Raw genomic sequence first — 24,344 nt, 5'->3', positions numbered from 1 at the left:
GACGGGCGCGATCTTGATCCTACCGCTCCCCGTCGACGGCGCAGTCACGCAATCGGCGGGAGCGGGAAAACCAAGCGCGTCGAACCGGAAAGCGGAAGCCCCGGCTCCGTCGGGTCACGCGCCCCCCGCCGGGCCGCCCCGTCGGGCCGCCCCGTCGGGCCGCCCCGTCGGATGCCCGCGGTCGCCGGAGCCGGGCGCTCAATCCCCTGCCGGGGACGAGCCGGCCGGCGGCCAGATCGACGCCAATCCGTACACCCGCAGCGAGGCGACCCGTTCGCCGGCCGCCACGCGGGACGCGGGGTCCTCGAAGGCCGAGTCCGGGCGGGTGCGGACCGTGAGGCGCCGGCCGTCGTCGGCGTAGATCTCCGTCACGGTGCGGTCGGTGAAGATGCGGGCGGAGGTCCCCTCGAAGCTCGCGTCGACGCCGTCAATCGTCAGCGTGTGCCGGCCGGCCTCGGCGAACGTGATCAGCGTCTCCGACGGCGCCCCGGCTGCGGCGGTCAACGCGGCGGTCGCTTCGTCGGCGGAGAGATCCTCCCCCTCGAATCGCAGGTCGTTGCGCAGATTCGTCAGCTCCGCGACCGGCGTGAACCGCAGGCGGGGACCGTCGGGCGTGGCGTGCAGGGTCAATTCGTGCGGCAGGGAGAGGCACTGGTTGACCGTCTGGTTCGGGAACCGTTCCAGGTACAGCGGCGTCCGCAGCCAGCCGATCTGGATGCGACGGCCGTCCGGAGCGTTGTTGAAGGTCTGGGCGGCGTAGAAGGCGCCGTGCGCGTCCCCGTGCGGCCCGCTCTCGGCGGTGAACGTCTCGCCGTCAAACGTCCCGAGGAAGTAGCGATTCTGGGCGCCGTAAAGGACCCAGCGGGTCTCGCCGGTCGGTTCGCCGTCCTTCAGCACGGGCAGTTCGAACAGCTCCGGGCACTCGAAGACGCTTCTGCGGTCCGGGTGGGTGAAGGCGCCGGTGCGTTCCCAGGTGCGCAGGTCCGCGGAGCGGTAGAAGGCGATCTGGGCCGTCTTCAGGTCGGCCTCCCGCGCGGCCGACTCCGCGGACTGCGGCACGGCCCGGGTCTCGGCGGTCTCCTCCTGCTCGTACACGGCCATCACCCAACGGTCCGTCGGGGCGTGCCGGAAGATCTTCGGGTCGCGGCCGGAGTGCGTCACCACCGGGTTCTCCGGCAGCTCGGTGAAGGCGACGCCGTCGGCGCTGTGGGCCAGGCACTCGCCGCGGCCGGTGCTGGTGAAGGCCACGAACAGCCGACCCGCTCCCAGCCCGGCCGTATTCCGCGCGTCCACAAATCCGCCGCCGGAGAACATCGCGTCGCCGGGGCCGTTCTGGAACAGGGCGATCGGCCGCTCGGTCCAGGTCGTCAGGTCGGGGCTGGTGTAGTGCCCCCAGTGCATGTTGCCCCATTCGATCCCGAACGGGTTGTACTGGTAGAAGACGTGCCACAGCCCGTCGTGGTAGACGAGACCGTTCGGGTCGTTGTTCCACCCCCGCCGGGGGGCGAGGTGAAAGGCGTTGCGGTAGGGCCGCGTCCAGTCCGCCGGCTCGAGGACCCTGTCGGCCGAACCGACGGCGATGCGGTCGAAGGCGGCGGCGGTCTGCGGGTTCACCGGCGAACCGAGGGTCTTCAGCGTGAGCGTTTTCCCGGCGACGTCGAAGGGCCCCAGCGGGTAGGCGGCGGTCCAGTTCGGGTCGCCGTCCAGGGGCAGGGCGACGTTGAAGCTCTGCACGACGCGGTCGCCGTCGAACAGCCCCAGACGCACGGCCTCCGCGTCGGGGCCGGGGTTGGCGATCGGCACGAGCAGGTGGGAGCCGTCGACGAGGAGGGGGCGCTCCAACGTCACCGGCGGCGGGGGGACGTCCGCGGCCGTGTCCGAGAGCGTGATCTGATCGACGTTGACGTGCCCCCAGCCGCCGCGGTGGGCGTCGACGATCTCGATGCGGGCCGTCCGGCCGGCGTATTCGCGCACGTCCCAGGTCCGCGGCCGCAGTCGTTCGCTGCCGCCGGGGCGGAGGTTCGGGCCGACGGCGGTCCGCACGACTTCCCCGTCCACCCGCAGGTTGACGCAGGTTTCGCCCTCGTACCCGCCCCCGCCGACCAGCAGGTTCACGTGATTGCGGGAGAGTTCGAACGGCGGGGAGGTGAGCGTGCCGACCGCTCCGTCACCGCCGTGGAAGCTGTTGACGAGCCGCCGCCCCTCGAAGCCGTCGACCTGCATCTGCCCCGGCAGCGTGCCCGCCGCGGGACCGTCGCCGAAGGCCTCGCCGGTCGTCGTCCAGTCGCCGTAGTCGGCGGCTTCGAAGTCGGCCACGACCACGTCCGGCCGCTCCGCCGCGGGGGCGGGCGCCGCGGCCCAAGCGCAGGTCAGCAGGGCGATGAGGGCGGGGGACAAGGACATCGGGGCTTTCAGATCGGAGAGCCCGCCCAGTCTGTCGCCGGTCCCCCGTCGGTGCGACCGAACCGCTCAGGCCGGGGCTTCTTCCAGCGCCGCCCGCAACCGGTCCCGCAGGGCGCCGTGTTCGGCCTCGGAGAACGGCGGGGCGGCCTCCCAGTCGTAGTGCCATACCGCCTTGAGCCGCAGACCGTCCGGCTCGTCGGCGTAGCGGGGGAAGACGTGGGCGTGCAGCTCCGGGGCGACGTTGCCGAGGATCCCGTAGTTCACCCGCACGCAGCCGGTGACGGCCAACACGGCGTCGCCGACGCGGGCCATGTCCGCCAGGTAGGCGGCTCGGCGCTCCCCGGTGAGGTCGTTCAGCGTGCCGACGACCGGGTCCGCCAGCAGCACGCAGTAGCCCGGCAACACCTGCGGGTCGCCCAGCACGACCCAGCCGCTCTCCAACCGGCAGACCGCCCGCGGCAGCTCCCCGGCGTTCGCGGCGGCGACGAAGTCAGCGATGACGCCCACGGGCGATGCTCAGCGAAGGGGAATGAAAACTCTGGCGATCCGGCGACCGGCGAACCGCTCACGGGCCGTCGAACGTCTTCACCGCCTTCAACGCGGCGGCGAGGCGGGCTCGTTCGGCCTGCAACTCCGGCGACAGCGGTACGCTCAGCGGCGGGGCGGGCTCCGAACCGGGCGGCACGGCGGGGCGGAACCGGCCTTTGTCGTTCAGCATGTGCGTGCGGGAACGGACCTGCCGCTCTTTTTTGTCCTGGATGTGCACCCAGTCCCGGTCCGGCCGCTCCGGCATGCCGGGGACGCCCAGCCGGTCGGCGAAGCTCACCCCGTTGATGGGGTTGCGGGGCGCGGGCAGATCGCACAGGTCCACGAGCGTCGGCAGCACGTCGCTGAACTCGACCAGCCCCTCGTCCACTCCCGCCGGAATCGTGCCGGGCCAGGAGACGATCAGCGGGACGTGCGTGCCGGCGTCCGTCATCGTGCCCTTGCCGCCGGCCACCGTGACCGTCCGCGGCCCCTCGGGGCCGGGAATCGTTCGCCGGGACGTGATGCCCCGCTGGCAGCCGTTGTCGCCGAGGAACACGACGATCGTGTTCTCCAGCGTCCCGGTCTCTTCCAGATGGGACAGCGTGCGGCCGACGAGGCGGTCCATGTAGGCGACCATGTCGGGGAAGAACTTCTTGTCGCCGTGATCGCTCGAAGCGAGCGAGGAGGTCCGCTTCAGCGGAACGTCGGAGTCCGGCGTGGGCTCCCAGGGGAAGTGCGGGAGCAGCATCGCGTAGTAGACGAAGAACGGCCGGTCGGCGGCCCGAGCCCGGTCGATCTCGCCCCGCACGAAGGCGTTGTACTCGTCCGGGCCGTAGCCGTCGGGAACCGTCCAGGGGCCCCGCGTGCCGTCCGGGCGGTCGCCCCAGAAGGAGGGCTCCGCGTACCGGGAGGTGCGGGCGCCGTCGATCTGGATGGGCCAGAACCGCGACCGCTCGAAGCCGAGCGCCGCCGGGGTGTCCCGCTCCGTGAGGAACGACAGCTGCCACTTGCCGGCCGCCGCCGTGGCGTACCCGGCGTCCTGGAACAGGTTGCCGAGCGACTGCTCCGTCGCCGGGTCGAGGAACTCGCGGTGCTTCTTCGGGTCGAAGATCACCCGCGGGATACCGTTGTGCAGCGGCTCGCGACCGGTCAGCAATTCGGCCCGCGACGGGGAGCAGTAGGGGTTGGAAAAGCAGAACTCGAACCGCCGCCCACCCGCCGCCAGCCGGTCGAGGTGCGGCGTCTCGTAGGAGACGCCGCCGTAGCAGCCCAGCGCCTCCACGCCGAGATCGTCCGCGAGGATCACCAGCACGTTCGGCCGGTCGGCCGCCGGGTTCCCGGCGGGGGCGGCGCCGGCGTCGGAGGCGGGACCCGCGGCGAGCAGGGCGGCGGAGAGAAGCAGCGGGGCGAACATGCGGCGGGCGACGACAAGCGAAGAACGGGGGAGCGAACCGCCCATCATTTCACGGCCCCCGCGTCGTCCGCCACCGTCGCCCCGGCGGCTCCCGATGCGACGGGACCCCCGCGACGGCTCAGCCGCCGCCGTACAGTTCCGGCCGGCGGGCGGGCAGGGCGGGAAGCGTTTCCCGGAAGGCGTCCACCGCGGCGAAATCCAGGTCCGCGATCAGCAGGGCTTCCTCGTCCGGGCCGGTTTCGACCAGCAGTTCGCCGGTCGGCGCCACGACCCGGCTGCGGCCGGCCATCGTCAGCGGGCCGTCCGTCCCGCAGCGGTTCACGCCGACGAAGAATGCCTGATTCTCCACCGCCCGGGCCCGGGTGAGCAGATCCCAGTGCCGCCACCGCACGTTCGGCCAGGCGGAGCAGTTCACCAGCACGGTCGCCCCGCGGTCGGTCAGCACGCGGTACAGTTCCGGGAACCGCAGGTCGTAGCAGATCGACAGCCCCCACCGCCGTCCCGCGAACTCCGCGACGACGTGCTCCGTCCCCGGCGTGAAGGTCGACGGCTCCCACGCCCCGGCCCCGTCGAACAGGAACAGCTTGCGGTAGCCCGCGACCGGTTCGCCGGCCGCGTCGAGGAACGCGAGGCTGTTGTGCAGCGTCTCGCCGGCCCGCTCCGCCCAGCCGCAGACGACGGCGATCCCGTGCTCCGCGGCGGCCGCCCGTACCGTCTCCGCCCCGACGCCCGCCCGGGCGGCCTCCGCCGTGTAGCCCGTCGTCGCCAGCTCCGGCAGGAAAAGCACCTCGCACCCGGCGGCCTGCGCCTCCGCCGCGAACCCGGCGATCTTGGCCGCGTTCGCCGCCGCGTCGCCGACGCAGTCCATCTGAGCGAGGGCGATCTTCACGGGGGCGGCTCCGGGCGGGACGGGGCGGGGAGGTTACGGCCTGGCGGGGCGGTCGCGAAGGGACTCCTGCACGCTCGCCGCGAGGTTCGCCCCGACGGAGCGATAGCCGTCCGCCGTGCTGCCCGACGTGTTCCAGGCCGTCTCCAGGCAGAGACTGACCGTGTGCGGGTTGCCGTGCAGGTTCACCCAGGTGGCGCTCATCTGGCGCCAGAGGGGGGAGTAATCCGCGCCGGTCGGCTTCGTCCGGTCGCTGACGGGGATGGCCACGTCGGGCCGCCGCAGGCGGGCGAGGGTCAGTTCGACGAACCGGTCCCGCAGGGGGACGGCGGAGGCTTTGAGATGCTCCGCGGGCAGGGCGTAGAAGAACGTCTTGTCGCCCGGAGCCGGGTTGTGCAGGTCGAGGAAGACGTCCATCCGCCCCTCCGCGATCAGCCCGGCGATCTTGCGGCGGGCGTGGATCACCTCTTTCCACCGCGGAGCGTCCGACCAGTCGCGGTTGTGGTCGTGGGGCAGGGCGTTCTTGCCCCCGTTGCCCGTGGCGACGTTGTCCACGTCCATCACCGGCACGAGGAAGACCTCCGCGTGCCGACGCAGCCAGACGGCCTCCTCCGCGTCGCTGAGCAGCCATTCGCCGAAGCCCTGAGCGACCCAGCTCGACCCGCTCTCCCAGGCGTGCTGTCGAGCCTGCACCCAGACGCCGAACCGTTCGTCGTCCGGCCGATCCCCCTCGCGAACGTGCAGCATCGGCACCGGCCGCCCCTCGTCCGACTCGCACAGCACGGTCGCCGTCGCATGCGGGGAGCCGTCGGCCATCCGTTGCACGAAGCGATTCGCGTCGGAGGGCGTGTACGGCGGGCCCCATGCGGCGTGCAGCGAGGTTCCCTCCGGCGTGACCGTGTAGACCGTCTCCCCGTCCTCCCGCCGGCCGGGGGCGGTGTGCAGCCAGGTGTCGCCGTCGTGGGAGACCGTCGCCCGGGTCGGCGTCGCCCAGGAGGCCGATAGCGGCTTGGCGTTCCCGACCGTCGCGTCCGACCCCCGCAGCCGCAGCGCGACCGGTTCGCCCGGCGTCAGCCCCGTCAGGCGGAAGGACCACCAGCAGGGCCAACCGCGGGCCGGATCGCCGCCCGGCATGAAGCGGATCTCGCGGTTCTCCTGGTCCACCGCCAACACCCGTACGGAGGCCCCCTCGAAGTCTGCGTCGACCGCCATCGGCCCCGGCTCCTCGGCGGCGCCCGCCGAACAGTGCGTCGTCCAGCAGAGCGGCGCCGCGAGGGTCAGCACAATTGCGGCTCGACAACGGGGCATGAGCAAAACCGGGAAGGGAAGGGGGAGCGCCCAGCGATCATCGGGCCCCGCCCGACCGCCTTCAATTGGGCCGGGAATGCTCCGCCCGCAGCCGGCTAACGACGACCTCGCCGTAAGCGTCCGCCGCGTCGCCCTGCGCCGCGTTCGACTGCGTGTAGCAGCCGACCTTGAAGTAACAGCCCGCCGCCGACGCCGGCCACGACAGCTTCAAGTCGTCTTCGTACCAGACCCGCACCACGCCCTCCGCCGCCTCGATCTTCAACTCGAACGGCGTACCGAGTCGGTAGTCGTCGTCCAGCGGCACATCGCCGACGTCGTTCCGCTCCACGAACAGTTTCCGCCCTTCGAGGCGGATCATCAGCAGGTCGTCTTCGGCGTCGTGAATCTGGGCGCAAACGGCGTGCGGCTTGACTGCCGGAAGGGCCGTCACGGCCAGGGTCGCCGTCAGCGTGTGCCGGCCGCCGTCGTCCGTGGACCACGCGGCGGGCCGGGCGCCGTCGGCGGTCGTTTCCCGCAGTTCGCAGCGGGGATAACGAGAGTTCTTCGTCGTCCGCCCCCCGCACGGCGCCCGGAACGCCACGCCCGCCGGTTCGGCGCTGAGGAAGAAGAACCGCGGATCGACGAACGTTCCCAGTTCCGCCGCCGGTACCTCGTCCGGGGTCCCGGCCCGCGAGGTGTCCACCGGCAGGGTGAGTTTCCACCCGCTCAGGTCCAACACTGCCCCGGGCGTCGCCGGGTCGTCCTCCAACGCGAACGAGCCAAGGGACACGACGAGCAGGAGCGACGGCGACACGGCGAGCGACCGGCGAGCGGAGACGGCTGGACAGCGCATCATCCCCTGGGGAGGCCCCCCGCAACAGCACGGCCGCCCCGGCGGGGGCCGTCGGGGCTGGCCCGGCTTACCCTGAACAGTCAGTCCCGTCCCACGCCCGCCCCGCCGATGAGCTACCGTTTCGAACAGGACGAATCCGTCGCCGACGGCCTGCGACGCATCGCCGCCGAACAGCTCGACAAGGCTCTCGCCGAGGCCGACGCGGCCGTCGGCGGCGACCCGGACGCTGACCCCGCCGAGGCGGTGCACGAGGTTCGCAAGCGGGGCAAAAAGCTGCGGGCCCTGATCCGCCTGGTGCGGCCGGCGTTCCCGGCGTACGCCGACGAGAACGCCGCGATCCGCGACGCGGCTCGCCGGCTGTCGGACCTGCGGGACGCCACGGCGGTGATCGAAACGCACGACCTCCTGATGGACCGCTACGAGGAGTTCGTCGAGCGCCGGGCCTTCGGTCCGATCCGGGCGGCCCTGACGCGGCGCCGCAAACAACTCGAAGCCCCGGACGTCCACGGGTCGGGGGAGGGCGCCCCCGTCGCCGAGCGCCTCGTCGCCGCCGGGGCCGACCTGCGGCGGGTCCGCGAGCGGGTCGACGGATGGACGCTTGAGGAGGACGGCTTCGACGCCTTCGCCGGCGGCTTCGCCAAGACCTACAAGCGGGCCCGCAAGGCGATGGCCGCCGCCGTGGATCGGCCCACCGGCAAGCGGTTCCACGAATGGCGGAAGCGGGCGAAGTACCACCGCTACCACCTGCGGCTACTCCGCGAAGCGTGGCCGGAGGTATTAGGTCCCCGCCGGGACGAGGCGAAGGCGCTGTCGGACGTGCTCGGCGAGGAGCACGACCTGACGGTCTACGCCGCCCTGGTCCTCGACGCCCCCGACCCCCCGGCGTCCGACCCCCGCGGGCGCGAGGCTCTCCGCGGCCTGTTGCGCGCCTATCAGGACGCCCTGCGGTCGGAAGCCCTCACGCTGGGCGAGAGGCTGCTCGCCGAGAAACCGAAGGCCTTCGCCGGACGCGTCGGGGCCGCCTGGGCGGCCTGGCGGGAGTAAAGGCGGCTCCGTGCAAGCCACGGCGTCACGGGGGACAGCCGCGACGCGCTCCCCGTGCGTGCCACTGGCGTCTCGCCGGCGGGGGCGACGCGGCTCCCGTCGCGTCCTTCCCACGTTCCGTCAAAGTCGGACGCACTGGCGGGGCGCCGACGCCCTCCCGCCGCCAGACCGCATGAATCCTTGCGTCGGTCCGTCACGACCTTTGGAATCGAAAGTACTCGCCGCGGCTTCTCCGGGGCCAGCAAAATGAGCGTCCGCTGTCTCTCCCTCCCGCTCGCCTGCCGTTTTCGAACGGCCGCCGACGGCGGGCGAACCGCGGCCGGACGCTGGGCAGCGGCGTTCATCCTTTGGGCGGTCGTGGCCCCGGCGCCTGCCGCGGAGGTGGCCCCGCGACGGTTTCCCGTTCCAGGGAACGTCCCCGACGGGACGTTCCCTGCCGTACGCCGGAGAACGATCCCACGACAATTTGGGGGCCGAAACGGAGCGGGTTCTGATCGCGATCCACAGCACCGGGTACGACGCGATCCAATACCACCGCCACGCTTTGGAAGCGGTCGAGCGGGGAGCCGACCCGCGGACGACCCGCGTGATCGCACCGCAGTTTTTCGCCCGCGACGGAATCGACGGCCCAATCCCCGACGGGATGTTGCACTGGAAGGTCACCCCGTACTTCGGCAGTTCCCTCGCGACCGTCGGGCCGGACGGGCCGGACGCGACCTACAGCGCCTATCGGGTACTGGACAATTTGCTCTCGTACCTGTGCGAACCGGGGCGGCTTCCGGCGCTGGAAGAGATCGTGATCGCCGGACATTCGGCCGGCGGACAGATGGCGCAGCGATACGCGTTGGTGGGGCGATTTGAGTCGCCCCCCGGCGTTCACCTGCGATTCGTCGCTTCGGCGCCCTCTCACTTCGCCTACCCGACCCCGAAGCGCTGGATCAACGGCAGCTCCCGCGTTCCGACGGCCCGCGAGTTGCAGGCGGCGCCCACCTACAACCATTGGGGGTACGGTCTGGAGGAACCTTACCGCTATTTTCGCGGGGCGTCCGTCGACATGCTGATCGCCCGGTATCCGACGCGGGACGTCCGCTACGTATGCGGCGCCCTCGACCGGGACGTCCGCGACCGGTCGCTCTCGAAGGCGCCGCCGGCGATGGCCCAGGGGACGGACCGTGTGGAACGGCCGAAGAAGTTTTTCGCCGTGCTGAGGGACGTCTACGGCAAGGAGATCGAGCGAAGTCATCGCTTGGAAATCCCGCGCGGCGTCGCGCATCGCGGGTGGGACGCGTTGCTCACCCGGGAAGGACTCGCGTGCCTGTTCGAACCGAGTCCCGAGGAGCGGGAGGACGGAGCGTAGCCACGTCCGCGGGTTTCAAAGCATGCGTCGTTCCTCCCGATCGGCCGCGGTCGTGAGACGCCCGAAGGAACGACCTAGGCCTCCGGCCGCCGCCATGTCGGCAAGGCCGCACGATGCGATGCCGACGCAGCGGCGAGCATGTGTGGGTCACCGGCGTCTCGCCAGTGAGTGCGACGCGGCTTCCGTCACAACGTCCCCGAGGTCAATTCGTGCCGAACGCACTGGTAAGCTGCCAGCGCCTCGCCGCCGCCCACGCGAAGCCCTCCACGGCCTGTGGCATTGCTCACGAAGGGTCGTGCGGGGGGAGTCTCATGCTGGGCGAAAGCTTATCACGGAGAACCGAAGACCTTCGGCGTTTACGTCCGCGCCGCGTGGGAGGCTTGGCGGGAGTAACCGCGTGTCGCGGGGTTACCGGGATCGGGGGCCCGCCTGCGTCACGAGCGACTCGGTGGCGCCTCCGTTCAGGCCGCGAGACGCCATTTTCGGCGGCGGATCAGCACGCCGGCAAGGCCCGCGACGCCGACTAGGCAGGCCGTTCCCGGTTCCGGCACCGCGGCGGGCCGTGCGACCCCCGACCACGCCAAGCCGTAAGTGGTCGCGGTGTCGTCGTCTCCGAAATCCCAGTGCTCGTCGAAATACGAAACTCGCACCCCGTAGTAGCCGTCTTCCGGGAGTTCGAAGGAGAGGTGCTCGACGACGTTGAAGGCGCTGATCGATTGCGCGACGGTCTCGATCACAGTCTGGGTGAGGGCGTCAAACCGGAACACTTCCAAGTCGAGGTCCACGAGGACGTCCTCGAACGTTCCCTCCAGCGTGTCGTTCGCCCCGACCCGTTCCGCGAACCAGGTCAGGGTGGTCGTAAAAACGCTTCCGCCGGCCAACTCAGTGCCGATGAAGAAGAGATCTTCGGCGGCGGCGAGGAGACCGTCATGAGAGACCGAACCGAGATCCCAGCCGACGGCGCCCACGAGCCCGCCGTCGTTTCCTAACACGCCGGCGGTGTCGGCGAGGACGTATTGCTCGAAGGCCGCGTCGAGATCGAGCGCCCCGGCCCCGTAGGTTAGGTCGAGAGATTGGAACGTGGTGACGACGCCCGAGTCGAGAAACTGACCGTTGTCGTATCCGTTCAGGTTCTTGTTGGCGGAGTTCAGTAGCACGGCTTTGACCACCCGCCCGTCGATCGCATCTCCGCCGCCGTACAGATCCTTCCCGGCGTCCACGACGAGGGCCGCCCCGCCCGCAACGATCGGCGCCGCGAAGCTCGTGCCGGAGACGCTGTGGTAGATGCCGGGGTCGGTCGTGGTGAACGGAGCTCCGACGCTTGTCCCCGGGGCGACGATGTCGACAACGGCCCGTGCAGCGTCGCTGAACGCGCCCGAGGGCTGGAGAAACCGCGGGTCCGGAGAAGTGTTGCCAGACCCCGCGGCAGCCTTCGCGTCGAAAAACGGGGCGGCCCCGCGGCTGGAAAAGGTGGAAATGTTGTCGAAGTCGGGACCGGGACCGAGAGCCCCGACGGTAATCGAGTTGTAGCCCGCTCCGATGCCGCCGACGTTGTTGTCCGCCCCGGCGGCCGGGTCGTTGTCTTGGTCATTTCCCGCGCTGAACACGGAGACGGCTCCGCTTTGCGCAATCATTGCGTCGATGCCGACCGTCTCGACCACGAAGCCCGCTCGGATTTGCCGGTCAACGCTGTCGTCGGAGCTGCGAAAGCCCCACGACCCGTTGACGACGTCCGCCGTTGGATTCCCGGCCCCTCCCATGCCATCCAGGAAGGCGTCTTTATAGGTTGTGCCGACGGACGTCGTGGTGGTGCTGAAGCTCCCACCGCTTCCGAAAGCGGTCGCGACGTTTCCGGAATAGAGTCTCCCGCTCTCCTGCACGCCGAAAGCGATGCCGTGTCGAAGTGTGGAGTTGTAACTGTCGCTGTCGTAACTTGCGCCCGTCGACGGCACGCCGGCGATGTTATGTGCGGTCGCCGTAGCGTGACCCTGCTTAGAGGACGTCGGGGTTCCGGTTCCCGGGGCGGAGGGGATGTAATTGACGCCGGTCAGGTCCTGATGCCCATTCCACGCGTGCCCGCCCTCGATATTGGCGACGTAGGCGCGGGTTCCGGTGTAGCCCGCGGCGTAAAACCGTTCCGCTCCGACCGCTGCGCTGGCGTTGGAACTGGTCCCGCCGTGGAACGCCCGAACGTACGGCGTCCGCGGACCGGATCCGGCCTCCCCGATGATCCCCGCGGGGACCGCCGCCGAACTTAGCAGGCAAAATGTAAGAACGGCTGCGGGCCTTGTCGCCATGAGCCTGGATCCGATGCGGCGTGTCGGCAAAACGGGAAGGGTCTACAGCTTATGCAAAATGTTACGTCGCACAATCAGTAAAATTTGATCTCCAGTCGGGTGGCACTCGAACAGCCGTGAAGACCCGTCATGGGAATCCACGCACCGGTTCAGTCTAATGCCGAAGGCTTACGGAGCGAGGCGAGTGCGGAATACCGCAGCGCCCGCCGCCAATGCGTCGGCAACGCCTTCCGGCCGCTTGCCGCCCGCCTCGGCCAGGTCCGGCCGTCCGCCGCCGCCGCCGCCGACCTCTTTGGCGGCGGCTTTGACTGCGTCGCCGGCCTTCACGCCGAGCTTGACCAACGCCGGGCTGACGGCGGCCAGCAGGGCGACCTTGTCGTCGACTACCGTGCCGAGGATCGCCGCGACCGGGGCGCCGGCCGCCTCGCCCTTCTTCCGCAGGGTGTCCGCCAGCGTGCGGAGCGCCTCTCGGGGGGCGCCGTTCAGGTCGTGGGCCACGATTTTCGCCGTCGTGCCGTCGGGCAGGGCGATCGTCTCGGCCTTTTCGAGCAGTTCCTCGGCCCCGCCGGCGGCGCTCTTGGCGGTCGCGGCGGCGAGCTGCTTGCGGGCCTCCTTCAATTCCTCCTGCAACGCCGTCAGCCGGCCCGGCAACTCCTCCGGCTTGCCGGCCTTCAGCAATTCGGTCGCCTGCTTCAACACGGTCCCGGCCTCGCGGGCCTCGCGGATCGCCCGCGGGCCGGTGACGGCCGTGATCCGCCGCACGCCGGTGCCGACGCTCTCCTCGCTGACAATTCGGCACAGGCCCAGCTGACCCGTGTTCGTAGCATGCGTGCCGCCGCAGAATTCGATGCTGTAGCCGCCGGCGTTCACCACTCGCACGCGGTCCGGGTATTTCTCGCCGAACAGCATCATGGCGCCGAGCGTTTTGGCCTCTTCGAGATCCATCACGTTCGTTTCGATCGGCGAACCCTCCATCACCCGCAGGTTGATCCGGTCCTCGATCGCTTCCAGCTCCGCCGGGGTGACGGCCTGGCGGTGGGCGAAGTCGAACCGCAGCCGGTCCGGCTCGACCACGCTGCCGCGCTGGGTCGCGTCCTTGCCGATCGTCTCGTGCAGGGCGTGGTGGAGCAGGTGGGTGGCCGAGTGGGCCCGGCGGATGGCCGCCCGGCGGTCGGCGTCGACGGCAGCGTGCACCGTCGCCCCGGCCGTCAGCTCCCCGGCTTCGAGATGACCGAGATGCACCGTCAGCCCGCCCTCCTTCTGCGTGTCGGTCACGCGGAACCGCATCTCGCCCGAGGCGCCGGTTCCCGAGGAAAGCAGGCCCAGATCGCCCACCTGACCGCCGGCCTCGGCGTAGAAGGGGGTGCGGTCGAGGATCACGCCGACCGGCTCCGCGTGGCCGACCTCGTCGAGCGTGGGCACCAGCCGGCCCTGGGCGATCACGCCGAGGATCGTGGCGTCCGCTTCGGTCTGCTCGTAGCCGAGGAACTCGGTTTCGCCGTGCTCCTTCTTGACGGCGTCGATCGGGCCGGAGGCCATCACGCTGTCGGCGAAGGCGCCGCGGCCGCTGGTCTCCTCATGGGCGGCCCGCAGCTCCTCGAACTTCGCCCGGTCCACGGAGAGGTTGTGCCGGGCGGCCAGGGCCTCGGTCATCTCGACCAGCACCCCGTAGGTGCCGTGCAGCTCCCAGGCGGCCTCGCCGTCGATGGCGTTTTCGCCCCGTTTCTGGGCGGCCTCGACGGCCCGATCGAACCGCTTGATGCCGCGTTCGACGGTGGAGAGGAAGCGTTCCTCCTCGGCCTTCACCGTGTCGACGGTGCTCGCGACGGTCTGCGTGAGTTCGGGATACGCCACCTTCAGGCTGTCCACGACCGGCTGGACGAGCGAATGCAGGAACGGCTCGGTCCGGCCGAGCAGGTAGCCCTCCAGCGAGGCCCGCCGGAGCAGCTGTTTGACGACGTACTCCGCCATGGAGTTGCCCGGCCGCACGCCCTCGTGAATGGCCATGGTGACGGCCCGGGCGTGGTCCGCGATGCGGCGGACCGGGCGGCCGGTCTGGGCGTCGTAGCTGTAGTCCACGCCGACGGCGGCCGCGGCGGCTTCGCAGAGCGGGCGGAGGGTGTCGATCTCGAAGTTCGCCTTCACCCCCTGCAACACCGCGGCGGTGCGCTCCAGGCCCATGCCGGTGTCGATGTTTTTCGCCGGCAGCGGGGTCAGGTTGTTCGGCGGGGCGCCCTTGCGCTCGAATTGGGTGAAGACGAGGTTCCAGATCTCCGTGCCCTCCTTCGACGGGTCGAAGCCGCCGGGGTGGTGAAAGATCTCGCTGCAGGGGCCGCAGACGCCGTCCGGGCCGTTGGTGGGGGCGCCGGCGGGCCAGAAGTTGTCGTGCTCCCCGTGCCGGCGGATGCGGACCTCCTCCAGGCCGACCTCGTTCGCCCAGATGGCGGCGGCTTCGTCGTCGTCCTCGTAGACGGTGACGTTCAGCTCGTCGGGGTTCATGCCGAGCCACTGCTTGGACGTGAGGAACTCCCACGCCCAGAGGATCGCCTCCCGCTTGAAGTAGTCCCCAAACGAAAAATTGCCCAGCATCTCGAAGAACGTGTGGTGCCGCGCGGTGACGCCGACGTTCTCAATGTCGCCGGTGCGCAGGCACTTCTGGCTGGTGACGGCGGATTTGAAGTCCGGTTTGCCGAGGCCGAGGAACTCCGCCTTGAACTGGTTCATCCCCGCCGGGGTGAACAGCACGGTGGGGTCGTCCTTGGGGACGAGCACGTCGCTGGGGCGGCGGACGCAGCCTTTGCCCTCGAAGAAGTCGAGGTAGGCGGCGCGGAGGTCGTCGGTCTTCATCAGGCTTCGCTTCGCCGTCGCCGCCGGTGCGGAAGGATCGGCCGGCGGGTTCGTCAGGCGGTGGGGGACTCGGGCGGGGCAGGGTACCCGCGGAGGGGAACGCTCCCAACGCTGCCGCCCGATTGCGGCGAACCGCGCGACCTCAGGGCAGCGTCGCCGCCGTGCCGTCGGACAGCCGCACCGGGACCGGGCCGGGCGTCTCGGCGACGCGGGCGGCGAACTGCTCGGGGGAGAAGACCGGCTCGCCGGCGACCGCCGCGATCCGGTCTCCGACGCGGACGACCCGCCGCCCCGGGGAGTTCCCGGCGCCGGCCGCGTTCTCGACGGCGACGACCAGCACGCCGGTCGGCAGCGGCTCCCCGGGGGGGACGAGGGCCGCGGCGGTGGGCCAGTCCACCCGCACGCCCCGCACCGACAGGCCGCGGGGCTCGGCGGCGACTGCCGGCCAGCCGCCGGCGGCCCGCCCGGTCGCGGCGGCGACGAGGTCCACCGGCACGGTCCGCCGGGCGCCGGAGCGGGGTTCCAGAACCTCCAGCGTCGCCGTCGTTCCCGGCGGGGCCAGTGCCACGAGGCGAATCAGATCCGCCGCGGACCGCACCGGGGCTGCGGCGCCATCCGCCCCGGTGAAGCCGACGACCCACTCGCCCCGCCGCAGCCCGGCCCGCTCGGCGGGACTGTTCCCGCGGACGTCCTCCAGCGACGCCGCCCCGGCCGGGGCGTTCTCCCCCAGCACAGCGGTCGCGGCGTCCGCCGTCACCGAGGACGGCTCCACGCCGAGCAGACCGTAGTCCACCGGTTCCCCGGCGAGCAGCGCCTCCGCGACGCGACGGAATCCGCCGGTCAGCGGGAGCATCCGCGGCGGCAACGCGTCGCCCGCCGCGGGTTCGACCAGCAGCCCAACCAGCGCCCCGTCCGCAGCGAACACGCCGCCGCCGGAGCAACCCGGCGGCGGGAGCGGGTCGAGTTCCGCGAGCGTGCCGAAAGCGTGCAGCACCCCGGGGCCGGGATCGTCCCCCGCCCAGTCCCGCCCGCCCCCCGCCGCGGCGGCGGGGTAGGACCGCTCAAAGGCGACGACCGTTCGCGGCGTCGCCGCGGACGCCGGGGCCTCGACCGCCGCCTCCCCCCAGTGCCGATACCGCACGCACACACTGTCCCCCGGTTCGGGGCCGGAACCCTCCGCCAATCGGGCCGCGGGGAGGTCCGAGAACGCCCCCGGTTCGATCGCGGCGAGCGTCGCCAGTCCGCTGTGCGCGTCGGCGGCGAGCACCGCGACCGGCGTTTTGCGGCCGTCGGGGAGGAACGCCGCAGCCCGCACGTCGCCCGTCGCCCGTTCGGCGTCGGCCGTTTCACGGACGGTCGGGGCGAACGCCGCGGCCCGGAACGTCGTCAGCAGAACCGGTTCTCCGTCACGGCCGGTCAGCAGGACGCCGGACTGCTCCGCGAGGACCTGCTCCCCGCGGACCGCGAACGGCCCGGCCGGCCGGGCGAGCGGCCGGCTGATTCGCACCGCCAACACGGTCCCGCCGCCGTCCGCCGCGGGGCAGGGCGGCGCGAGCAACGCAGCGGAGAGGAGCAGGAGCGACACTGCGACGTTCCGGACGGGGCTCGACGGGGCGGGCGGGGCGGGGGTCAGTCCGCCTCGACGGCCTCGAGGTTCTCGGCGTCTTCGCCCTGGTTCTCCGGATCGCCGAACCCGCGGGCCTTCAGCACGCCGGCCCGCAGCTCCGCGGCGGCGTCCGGGTTCTCGATCAGATATTCCCGGGCCCGCTCGCGGCCCTGGCCGATGCGGGTCTCGCCGTGGCTGAACCAGGAGCCGCTCTTCTGGATCAGCTTGTCTTCGACGGCCAGGTCCAGCAGGTCGCCCTCGTAGGAGATGCCGGACTCGTTCAGCATGTCGAATTCAGCGATGCGGAACGGCGGGGCGACCTTGTTCTTCACGACCTTGGCCTTCATGCGGATGCCGGTCGTCACGTCGCCGTCCTTGAGCGTCGAGATTCGCCGCACGTCGATCCGAACGGAGGAGTAGAACTTCAACGCTCGCCCGCCGGGGGTGGTCTCCGGCGAGCCGAACATCACGCCGATCTTCTCGCGGATCTGGTTGATGAAGATCACGGTGCATTTGCTGCGGGAGATGGCGCCGGTGAGCTTCCGCATCGCTTGGCTCATCATGCGGGCCTGCAGACCGACGTGGCTGTCGCCGATCTCCCCGTCCAGTTCCGCCTTGGGCGTGAGGGCGGCGACGGAGTCGATCACGACCACGTCCACCGCGTTGCTCTTGATGAGCATCTCCGCAATCTGAAGCCCCTCCTCGCCGTAGGTCGGCTGGGAAACGAGCAGGTCTTCCAGATTTACGCCCAGCCGCTTGGCCCAGCTGGGGTCGAGGGCGTGCTCGGCGTCGATGAACGCGGCGACGCCGCCGTCCTTCTGGGCGTTGCCGATCACGGACAGCGCCAGCGTGGTCTTACCGCTGCTTTCCGGGCCGTAGATCTCGACGATCCGGCCCTTCGGGAGCCCGCGGCCGCCGAGGGCCAGATCCAGCGAAAGGGCGCCGGTGGGAATGCCGGGGATGCCGGCGTTGCCGGAGTCCTTGTCCAGCCGCATGATCGAGCCTTCGCCGAAGGCCTTCTCGATCTGGCCCATCGCGTTGGCGAGGACCTTGGCGGTATCTTCGCCGGAGCCGCGACCGTTGCGGCTGGGGACGTTCTTCACGCGGTTTTTAGCCAACGGTTCAGCTTTCGACAGGGAGCGGGGGCGGGCGACGGGAGGACGAACGGCGCGGCGGGCTCGTTCAGGCGGCGGTGCGAGTGTACCGACGGTCGGCGACGGCGTCCGCCGGGGCCGCGGCGGGGGTCGGCGGATCGAAGGGCGGGAACGGCAGCCGGCCGTCGTGCCGCCGCGGGGCGGAGGTCGGCCGCGCGGCCGGGGCGGCGGACAAGCCGTCCAGCTTCGCCCGCATCGCCCGGCCGGCGTCGCGGGCGGCGGCGATCTCCGCCGGCGTGGCGTTCAGCTTTGCCGCCACGAATGCGACGAAGTCCACCCGTCGCCGTTCGCCGGGCGTCCAGAACAGCGACCGAGGCGAACGGGCCGTCGCGGGGCCGCGGTCGACGGAACGACAAACGCCGGAGCGGGGGGCGGAGAGGGCGGGCATCGGGGCGTCCATCCGTCGGGGGAAGCGGGACCGCACGGGCGGCCACCAGTGAACACCCGAATGGTATTAGCGCGTTCAGTGTCTCGCAACAGGCAAAACCGCTCCGTCGGTGAAAAAACTGAACAAAACCGCACTATGTCCCGCGGCCTCCGGCGCCGGCGGTTTCCGACCGCTCCAGCATCATCTCGAGGTAACTGCGGCGTTCGCTCTTCTTCAATCCGATCTCGGCGGCGAACGCCAGCACCGCCTTGCGGGCGGCGTCGAGCGCGTCGTCGTCCGCGGCGGTCTCGATCTCCAGATACTCGCCCAGGCCCTGGATCGAATCCTGAGTCACCTCGTACTCGTGTCGCCCGTCGGACCCGGAGACGGTCAGGCGGGCGGTGCGGCGGGACTTGCTGACGGTGAACACCTCCCGGAACCCGAGCCGCCGCAGGGCCTCGGCGAGAGCGTGCACGTCGTCGGGACCCGCGGCGAGCTGCGGCTCGAATTCGACCCGGGTCTTCGTGTCGGCGTCGACCTTCGGCCCTTTGTAGGTCATCCGGCCGTGCGGCACGCCGTCCGAGCCGGTGACGGTCCGCACCCGCAACGCCTCGTCCGTCTCGGCGAAGTCGCGAACGGGATGATTGAAGTAGACATCCGTCTGCGTGACCGACTCTCCGAACTCGGCTCCGCGTTCCGCCAACGCCTTCAGCACGGCGTCGCGGTCGGCGCCGTCGGGCAGGGGGAACTTCAGTTCGACTTCGTACATGCGGGGGGCGGACGGCGGGCGTGGCGGCGGAGCGACCGAAATGACTCAGGCGGCGTGGAACTCAGGCGGCGTGGGCCGCGGCGGCGATCTCGCGCAGGTAGCGCCAGGTGAACAGGCCGGTGTCGTGCCCGCCCTGCCAGGTCACCCGCAGGGCGTAGTTCCCGGCGAGGGCCACCTCCTGCGGGGCGATCGTCTCCGGCACCGTCGCGGGGTCGAGGATGCGGCGGCCGGTCGTCTCGGAAACGCAAGCCGCACAGGGGCAGGCGAGCCGCAGCGCCCGGAACGGCACCTGCGCCGCGAGGTCCGGCCACTCCAGTTCGAGGACCCGCTCTGCCCCGCGCACGCGGATTGCGGTGGGCGGGCCGGCGTCGGGCGGGCGGTCGGCGGAAGGGGCGACGGAGGGCATGCCGGCAGTTTACGCCGGGGGCGGCTCGACCGCTTGTCTCTCAACCGGGAGTCGGCTCGGGAGTCGCTTCGGAGACACGGACTCCCGCGTTCCGCAGCACGTTCTCCGCGTTGCGTCGCAGGCCGGCGGGGCCGGGACGGTCCAGCGGGGTCTTCTTGAACGCGGCCCGCAGTTCGTCGTCGCTCATCGCGGCAATCGCGGCGGCGTGCGCGGGGGCGAGGTCCGGGCGGGGGGCGAACGCCGGGTCGTCCGTGCGTTGCGGCTTGCGGTTCCAGGGGCAGACCTCCTGGCAGATGTCGCAGCCGAACAGCCAGTCCCCGCAGCCGTCTTTCAGGTCGTCCGGGATCGGCTCCTTCGCCTCGATAGTGAGGTAGGAAATGCAGCGGCGGGCGTCGAGCACGTGCGGGCCGACGAAGGCGTCCGTCGGGCAGGCGTCCAGGCAAGCCGTGCAGGTCCCGCAGTGGGCGGACTCGTGCGGCGGGTCGTACTCCAGCACGGCGTCGGTGAGGATCGCCGAGAGCAACAGGTAGCTGCCGGCCCGCTTGTTGAGCAGCAGGGTGTTCTTGCCGAACCACCCCAGCCCGGCCCGGCGGGCGAAGTCCCGTTCCAGCAGCGGGGCGGTGTCCACGACGGTGCGGGTGCGGCCGCCGGGGTTGTGCTCATGGAGCAGGGCGGCGAGCGGCTTCATCCGCTTGCGGAGCAAATCGTGGTAGTCCACTCCGCCGCGGGCGTAGCGTGCGACCTTGCCGTAGCCCGGCGGCGGGTCGACGGCGCCCGGCGGGTCGGGCGTGTGATAGCTGACGGCGAGCATCACGACGCTCTTCACTCCCGGCAGCACGCCGTCGGGGTGCGAATAGGCGCCGCGGCGGCGTTCCAGGTAGCCCATCTCTCCGTGGTAGCCGCGGTCGAGCCACTCCGAGAGCGCGTCCAACGTGTCGGGCCGGGCGGCCGGGGCGACGCCGCAGAGGTCGAAGCCGGCCTCCTCCGCCTTCTGTTTCAGGGCGGCGGTGAGGGGGGCGGCGTCCACGCCGTCACGATATGCGTCCGCCCCGCGGCGTCACCGGCGGCGAGTGAAGACGGGGGCGTCCGGCTGGGACAGGTCCGACTGATAGCGGTAACCGAGACCGTCGAACTCCGGCAGGCCGTCCGGGGAGGTCACGCGGGCCTTCACCACCCAGCGGGCCATCGCCCCGCGGGCCTGTTTGGCGAACAGGGCAATCACCCGCGGCGGGCCGTCGTCCCGCTCCTCCTTGAACGCCGGCGTGATCGTCCGCACGTCGGGCAGCGGGACCGCCTTGGCGTACTCGCGGGAGGCGAGGTCCAGCAGAACCGGTTCGCCGTCCAGCGCCGCGAGGTCGGCCTTCAGCCGGTCGCTCAGTTCCTCGCCCCAATACTCGTACAGGGTGGCGGGGTTCGCCTTCGTCGCTTTGGGGAACCTCGTGCCCATCTCCAGCCGGTAGGGCTGGATGCGGTCCAGCGGACGGAGCACGCCGTAGAGGCCGGAGAGAATCCGCACCCGCTGCTGGGCGAAGGCGAGATCCTCCCCCGTCCAGTCGTCCGCGGCGAGGCCGTCGTACACGTCGCCCCGGAAGGCCCGCACCGCCGGCACGCTGTTCTCCGCCGTGAACGGGCGGGACCAGGCCTGGAAGCGGGCGCGGTTCAGTTCGGCCAGCTTGTCGCTGACGCCCATCAACTCGGCGAGCTTCGGCTTCGAGAACTTCCGCAGCCGCTTGACCAGCCGCTCCGACCGGTCCAGCAGCCGGGGCTCGGTCGGCTCCACGCCGTCCGGCAGCGGGGGCTCGGCGGCGTCGGCGAGCGTTTTGGAAGGGGAGAGCGTCAGCAGCACGCGGCGGTTCCTGTCAACGTCAGGTTCGGACCGAACGCCGAGCCGCAAAGCAACGCGGGCGACCGCCGGGACTCTCGCGGGAGAGGGTTCCGGCGGCCGCCCGCGGGTCGGGTCGACCACTCACACCTCCCGTTTCGGGCGGCGGAGGGGGTTCGCATGATCCCGGGCGGACAGATTTCGGATCCCAACGAACCACGCCCGGGGGCGGTCGGGAGGGGCGAAAACTTCACTCGAACTTCTTCGGGAAGCCGTGCCCGCCCCGGACGCCTAGCGACTGTGGGGGGGCAGGGGGGAGTCGTCGTCCTCGTCCGTGCCGAAGCCGCCGTCGAAGTTGTGCACGTCCCACTCCCGCGGGCGGCCGGGCTCCATCGCGTCGGCGTCGGCGGCGAAGTCGCCGCCCTGGTCGGGATCGTCCATCAGCAGTTCCTCGGGAGCGTCGTCGCTCAGCGGGCCGTCGCCGCCCCAGCCGTCGCCGCCCCAGAGAGCGGGGCCGTACTTGGCGCTCTCCGAATGATCGGCGGCGTCGCCAAAATCCTCGGCGTCAGTCCAGGCGGTCTCCTCCGCCTCGAACGCTTCGGCGGCGGTCTCGGCGGGGTCGACGTACCGCAGCCGGTCGGCGGCGGTCTGCGGGGTGACGTCCGCGTCCGGATCGAAGCCCGGGGGCACGCCGTCGTCGTCGCCCCACAGGTCGGTCACGTCGGCGAGGGCGTCCTGGCCGGTCGCTCGGAAGCACTCCGACAGGCTTTCGTAGGCGGCCCGGTTCCAGGGGGCGGGAATCGTCTCGGCGGCGCGGGTCAGCGGCTCGAGGGCGTCCTCGTGGCGGTCGTCCGCCATCAGGGCCTGACCGATCAGGTAGTCGCGGGCGCTCTCCAGCGGGCCGGCGTGCTCCACCTTCTTCAGCTCCGCCAGGGCGGAGCCGGGCAGGCCGAGTTGCAGATAGCCGTCGGCGGCCATCAGACGGCGGACCGTCTTGCTGGAGAGGGTGCGGGCGGCGAGGGCTTCCACGACGGCGTGGTCGGCGGAGAAGTCGGCGGCGAGCGTCATCGGTTCAGCCAAGGGTCGGCGGTCCGGGGCGGGCCGGGGAAGGGTGAGCGGGTCGCTCGGTGACGAGCGGGTGGCTCGGGCGGCCCGTCCGACTCCGTGTGTCGGACGGGAAGACGCTGACGCAACCGCCGTGCCGGCGGCGCGTGAATCCGCCGGAACAGGACGAATGACCCGCAATCCGCCAATTTTCATGGCGTTCGGCGGCGCCCGGGGGCCGGCGTGCGATCCGGACGACTCCCCGAAGGGTGCCACGGGCGCGAAGCGTCTTGCAACTTTGGACCGTATTTCGATCCCGTCACCCCAAAAAGCGGCTCCGCCGCGGCAGATCGCAAACGGCGCGACGAACCGGTTCCCGGGCGGCGCCGGCTGGTCCCGGGCCGGTCGCGCCGGTTGTGCGCCGTTCGGCGACGGATCAGGATGGCCGCTCGCGTTTCTCGCCCCGCGCCTGTTTGGATTCCTCCGGATGCACCGCCCGCCCGCCCGCCCGTCCGCCTCGGCGACGAGGTCGATCCGCCTGCTCCTCGCCGCGGCCGCCGCCCTGACGACCGCCCCGTTCGCCGCCGCCGCGGCGCCGGAGGCCGCCGCCGATTCGTCCGCGACCCAGCGGCCGAACGTGGTCTTCATCTTCAGCGACGACCACGCCACGCAGGCGATCAGCGCCTACGGCTCGCGGATCAACCAGACTCCGAACATCGACCGCATCGGGGCGGAGGGCATGCGGTTCGACCGCTGCTATTGCACGAACAGCATCTGCGGGCCCAGCCGGGCGGTGATCCTCACCGGCAAGCACAGCCACATCAACGGCTTCCGCCAGAACGGCAACCGCTTCGACGGCTCCCAGCAGACCTTCCCCAAGTTGCTCCAGAAGGCCGGCTACCAGACCGCGGTCATCGGGAAGTGGCACCTCGGCAGCGAGCCGACCGGCTTCGACTACTCCGACGTCCTCCGCGGCCAGGGCCACTACTACAACACCCCGTTCAGCAAGAACGGCGGCCCTTTCGAGGTGCAGGAGGGCTACGTGACCGACGTCATCACCCAGAAGACCCTCACCTGGCTGAAGGGCGAGGACGGCGCCCGGGACACGGAGAAGCCGTTCTTCCTGATGTTCCAGCACAAGGCCCCGCACCGGGAGTGGGAGCCCGGCCCGGACCACCTCACGATGTACGACGACGTGACGATCCCGGAGCCGGACAGCCTGTTCGACGACTACGCCGGCTACCCCGGCCGCAGCGACGCCGCCCGTCAGCAGGACATGACCATCTCCCAGACGATGACGGAAAGCGATTTGAAGCTGACGCCGAACAAGCGGCGGCGGATGAACGACGAGCAGTGGGCCAAGTGGCAGGCCGCCTACGGCCCCAAGAACGAGGCCTTCCGCGAGGCGAACCTCACCGGCAAGGACCTCGTGCGGTGGAAGTACCAGCGGTACATCAAGGACTACCTGCGGTGCGTCGCCGGCGTGGACGACGCGATCGGCGAGGTACTGGACTATCTGGACGAGTCGGGCCTCGCAGAGAACACGATCGTCATCTACTCCAGCGACCAGGGCTTCTACCTGGGCGAGCACGGCTGGTTCGACAAGCGGTTCATGTATGAGGAGAGCTACAAGATGCCGCTGCTGGTCAAGTGGCCCGGCGTCACCAAACCGGGGAGCGTCGACAAGCACCTCGTCAGCAACCTGGACTTTGCCGAGACGTTCCTCGATATCGCCGGCACGGAGATCCCGGAGGACATGCAGGGCGTCAGTCTCGTCCCGCTGCTGAAAGGCGAGGACCCGGCCGACTGGCGGGACGCCCTCTATTACCACTACTACGAGTTCAACCCGGACCGCCGCACGGTGCACGCCGTCCGCCGGCACAACGGCGTGCAGACGGACCGCTACAAGCTGATTCACTTCTACAACATCGGGCAGTACGAACTGTTCGATCTGGAGAAGGACCCGCAGGAGATGAACAGCGTCGCCGAGGATCCCGCCTACGCCGAGGTGCTCGCCGGTTTGAAGGCGAAGCTGATCGAGTTGCAGGCCGAGTACGAGGTTCCCAACGACGCCGGCAGCGTCCCGGAGATGCCGGAGTGGCTCGAAAAGGACCTGAAACGGAAGGCCGACGAGCGGGCCAAGGAGACGGCGACCAAAACCGAGGCCGCCGCGTGACCCGGCGTCCCGCCCCCGATCGGCCGGCCGCGGCCGGCGAGGCGTTCGACGGACGAGGCGAATGACCGCGTTCGTCCTGCTGAC

At 70.9% G+C, this 24,344-nt stretch carries 19 protein-coding genes; 3 read left to right on the top strand and 16 right to left on the bottom strand.

The window, feature by feature from the left end; genetic code table 11:
- Positions 1–198 precede the first annotated feature (198 nt).
- The 6 genes from ACG2DA_RS08470 to ACG2DA_RS08445 all read right to left on the bottom strand — a co-directional run bounded on the left by ACG2DA_RS08470 (position 199) and on the right by ACG2DA_RS08445 (position 7,332).
- The gene (locus ACG2DA_RS08470; protein WP_395255132.1) at positions 199–2,403 is read right to left on the bottom strand and encodes a glycoside hydrolase family 32 protein; all 2,205 of its coding nucleotides are present in this window, start codon (positions 2,401–2,403) and stop codon (positions 199–201) included.
- A 66-nt stretch (positions 2,404–2,469) separates the two neighbouring features.
- Entirely contained in the window at positions 2,470–2,910 is a 441-nt protein-coding gene (locus tag ACG2DA_RS08465; RefSeq protein ID WP_395255130.1) for an HIT family protein, read from the bottom strand.
- 58 nt (positions 2,911–2,968) lie between these two features.
- The gene (locus ACG2DA_RS08460) at positions 2,969–4,345 is read right to left on the bottom strand and encodes a sulfatase-like hydrolase/transferase (RefSeq protein ID WP_395255129.1); all 1,377 of its coding nucleotides are present in this window, start codon (positions 4,343–4,345) and stop codon (positions 2,969–2,971) included.
- A 118-nt stretch (positions 4,346–4,463) separates the two neighbouring features.
- A complete protein-coding gene (locus tag ACG2DA_RS08455; protein WP_395255128.1) occupies positions 4,464–5,234 on the bottom strand; it encodes a carbon-nitrogen hydrolase family protein in 771 nt (256 codons plus the stop codon).
- A 33-nt stretch (positions 5,235–5,267) separates the two neighbouring features.
- The gene (locus ACG2DA_RS08450; protein WP_395255126.1) at positions 5,268–6,539 is read right to left on the bottom strand and encodes a M14 family zinc carboxypeptidase; all 1,272 of its coding nucleotides are present in this window, start codon (positions 6,537–6,539) and stop codon (positions 5,268–5,270) included.
- Between the two features lie 61 nt (positions 6,540–6,600).
- Positions 6,601–7,332 carry a polysaccharide lyase family 7 protein gene (locus tag ACG2DA_RS08445; RefSeq protein ID WP_395255125.1) on the bottom strand — a complete coding sequence of 244 codons (732 nt, stop codon included), beginning with the start codon at positions 7,330–7,332 and terminating at the stop codon, positions 6,601–6,603.
- Between the two features lie 147 nt (positions 7,333–7,479).
- Between ACG2DA_RS08445 and ACG2DA_RS08440 the strand changes: the two genes are divergently transcribed.
- Both ACG2DA_RS08440 and ACG2DA_RS08435 read left to right on the top strand, forming a co-directional pair.
- The gene (locus tag ACG2DA_RS08440) at positions 7,480–8,415 is read left to right on the top strand and encodes a CHAD domain-containing protein (RefSeq protein ID WP_395255124.1); all 936 of its coding nucleotides are present in this window, start codon (positions 7,480–7,482) and stop codon (positions 8,413–8,415) included.
- Between the two features lie 466 nt (positions 8,416–8,881).
- Positions 8,882–9,772 (top strand): alpha/beta fold hydrolase, encoded by an 891-nt coding sequence (locus tag ACG2DA_RS08435; RefSeq protein WP_395255123.1) that lies wholly within the window; start codon positions 8,882–8,884, stop codon positions 9,770–9,772.
- 461 nt (positions 9,773–10,233) lie between these two features.
- On the opposite strand, the gene ACG2DA_RS08430 is transcribed toward ACG2DA_RS08435, so the two are convergent.
- The 10 genes from ACG2DA_RS08430 to ACG2DA_RS08385 form a co-directional block, all read right to left on the bottom strand.
- On the bottom strand, positions 10,234–12,069 hold the full coding sequence (locus ACG2DA_RS08430) for a S8 family serine peptidase (RefSeq protein ID WP_395255122.1): 1,836 nt from the start codon (positions 12,067–12,069) through the stop codon (positions 10,234–10,236).
- A gap of 168 nt (positions 12,070–12,237) precedes the next feature.
- Positions 12,238–14,916 (bottom strand): alanine--tRNA ligase, encoded by a 2,679-nt coding sequence (alaS, locus tag ACG2DA_RS08425; RefSeq protein WP_395255121.1) that lies wholly within the window; start codon positions 14,914–14,916, stop codon positions 12,238–12,240.
- Between the two features lie 142 nt (positions 14,917–15,058).
- Positions 15,059–16,501 carry a trypsin-like peptidase domain-containing protein gene (locus tag ACG2DA_RS08420; protein WP_395255120.1) on the bottom strand — a complete coding sequence of 481 codons (1,443 nt, stop codon included), beginning with the start codon at positions 16,499–16,501 and terminating at the stop codon, positions 15,059–15,061.
- A 44-nt stretch (positions 16,502–16,545) separates the two neighbouring features.
- Entirely contained in the window at positions 16,546–17,625 is a 1,080-nt protein-coding gene (recA, locus tag ACG2DA_RS08415) for a recombinase RecA (protein ID WP_395255143.1), read from the bottom strand.
- A gap of 79 nt (positions 17,626–17,704) precedes the next feature.
- On the bottom strand, positions 17,705–18,064 hold the full coding sequence (locus tag ACG2DA_RS08410) for a hypothetical protein (protein ID WP_395255119.1): 360 nt from the start codon (positions 18,062–18,064) through the stop codon (positions 17,705–17,707).
- Between the two features lie 133 nt (positions 18,065–18,197).
- Positions 18,198–18,812, bottom strand: coding sequence for a class IV adenylate cyclase (gene cyaB / locus ACG2DA_RS08405; protein WP_395255118.1), 615 nt, complete (start codon positions 18,810–18,812; stop codon positions 18,198–18,200).
- 61 nt (positions 18,813–18,873) lie between these two features.
- Positions 18,874–19,218 carry a DUF971 domain-containing protein gene (locus tag ACG2DA_RS08400; protein WP_395255117.1) on the bottom strand — a complete coding sequence of 115 codons (345 nt, stop codon included), beginning with the start codon at positions 19,216–19,218 and terminating at the stop codon, positions 18,874–18,876.
- A gap of 40 nt (positions 19,219–19,258) precedes the next feature.
- The gene (gene queG / locus ACG2DA_RS08395) at positions 19,259–20,245 is read right to left on the bottom strand and encodes a tRNA epoxyqueuosine(34) reductase QueG (RefSeq protein ID WP_395255116.1); all 987 of its coding nucleotides are present in this window, start codon (positions 20,243–20,245) and stop codon (positions 19,259–19,261) included.
- Positions 20,246–20,275: 30 nt separating this feature from the next.
- Positions 20,276–21,064, bottom strand: coding sequence for a peroxide stress protein YaaA (yaaA, locus tag ACG2DA_RS08390; RefSeq protein WP_395255115.1), 789 nt, complete (start codon positions 21,062–21,064; stop codon positions 20,276–20,278).
- Positions 21,065–21,331: 267 nt separating this feature from the next.
- Positions 21,332–22,108, bottom strand: a complete 777-nt coding sequence (locus ACG2DA_RS08385; protein ID WP_395255114.1) for a hypothetical protein — start codon at positions 22,106–22,108, stop codon at positions 21,332–21,334.
- Between the two features lie 463 nt (positions 22,109–22,571).
- On the opposite strand from ACG2DA_RS08385, the gene ACG2DA_RS08380 reads away from it, so the two are divergent.
- On the top strand, positions 22,572–24,260 hold the full coding sequence (locus ACG2DA_RS08380) for a sulfatase (RefSeq protein ID WP_395255113.1): 1,689 nt from the start codon (positions 22,572–22,574) through the stop codon (positions 24,258–24,260).
- The last annotated feature ends 84 nt before the right edge of the window (positions 24,261–24,344 follow it).

It is taken from the genome of Alienimonas sp. DA493 (assembly GCF_043951915.1).
GTDB lineage: Bacteria > Planctomycetota > Planctomycetia > Planctomycetales > Planctomycetaceae > Alienimonas.
This window is presented reverse-complemented; position numbering and strand designations above follow the sequence as displayed.

Excerpts from the sequence above, each read along its gene's own strand:
- ACG2DA_RS08470 (WP_395255132.1), bottom strand. The coding sequence starts at position 2,403 with ATGTCCTTGTCCCCCGCCCTCATCGCCCTGCTGACCTGCGCTTGGGCC.
- ACG2DA_RS08460 (WP_395255129.1), bottom strand. The coding sequence starts at position 4,345 with ATGTTCGCCCCGCTGCTTCTCTCCGCCGCCCTGCTCGCCGCGGGTCCC.
- ACG2DA_RS08450 (WP_395255126.1), bottom strand. The coding sequence starts at position 6,539 with ATGCCCCGTTGTCGAGCCGCAATTGTGCTGACCCTCGCGGCGCCGCTC.
- ACG2DA_RS08440 (WP_395255124.1), top strand. The coding sequence starts at position 7,480 with ATGAGCTACCGTTTCGAACAGGACGAATCCGTCGCCGACGGCCTGCGA.
- ACG2DA_RS08430 (WP_395255122.1), bottom strand. The coding sequence starts at position 12,069 with ATGGCGACAAGGCCCGCAGCCGTTCTTACATTTTGCCTGCTAAGTTCG.
- alaS (WP_395255121.1), bottom strand. The coding sequence starts at position 14,916 with ATGAAGACCGACGACCTCCGCGCCGCCTACCTCGACTTCTTCGAGGGC.
- ACG2DA_RS08410 (WP_395255119.1), bottom strand. The coding sequence starts at position 18,064 with ATGCCCGCCCTCTCCGCCCCCCGCTCCGGCGTTTGTCGTTCCGTCGAC.
- cyaB (WP_395255118.1), bottom strand. The coding sequence starts at position 18,812 with ATGTACGAAGTCGAACTGAAGTTCCCCCTGCCCGACGGCGCCGACCGC.
- ACG2DA_RS08400 (WP_395255117.1), bottom strand. The coding sequence starts at position 19,218 with ATGCCCTCCGTCGCCCCTTCCGCCGACCGCCCGCCCGACGCCGGCCCG.
- ACG2DA_RS08385 (WP_395255114.1), bottom strand. The coding sequence starts at position 22,108 with ATGACGCTCGCCGCCGACTTCTCCGCCGACCACGCCGTCGTGGAAGCC.
- ACG2DA_RS08380 (WP_395255113.1), top strand. The coding sequence starts at position 22,572 with ATGCACCGCCCGCCCGCCCGCCCGTCCGCCTCGGCGACGAGGTCGATC.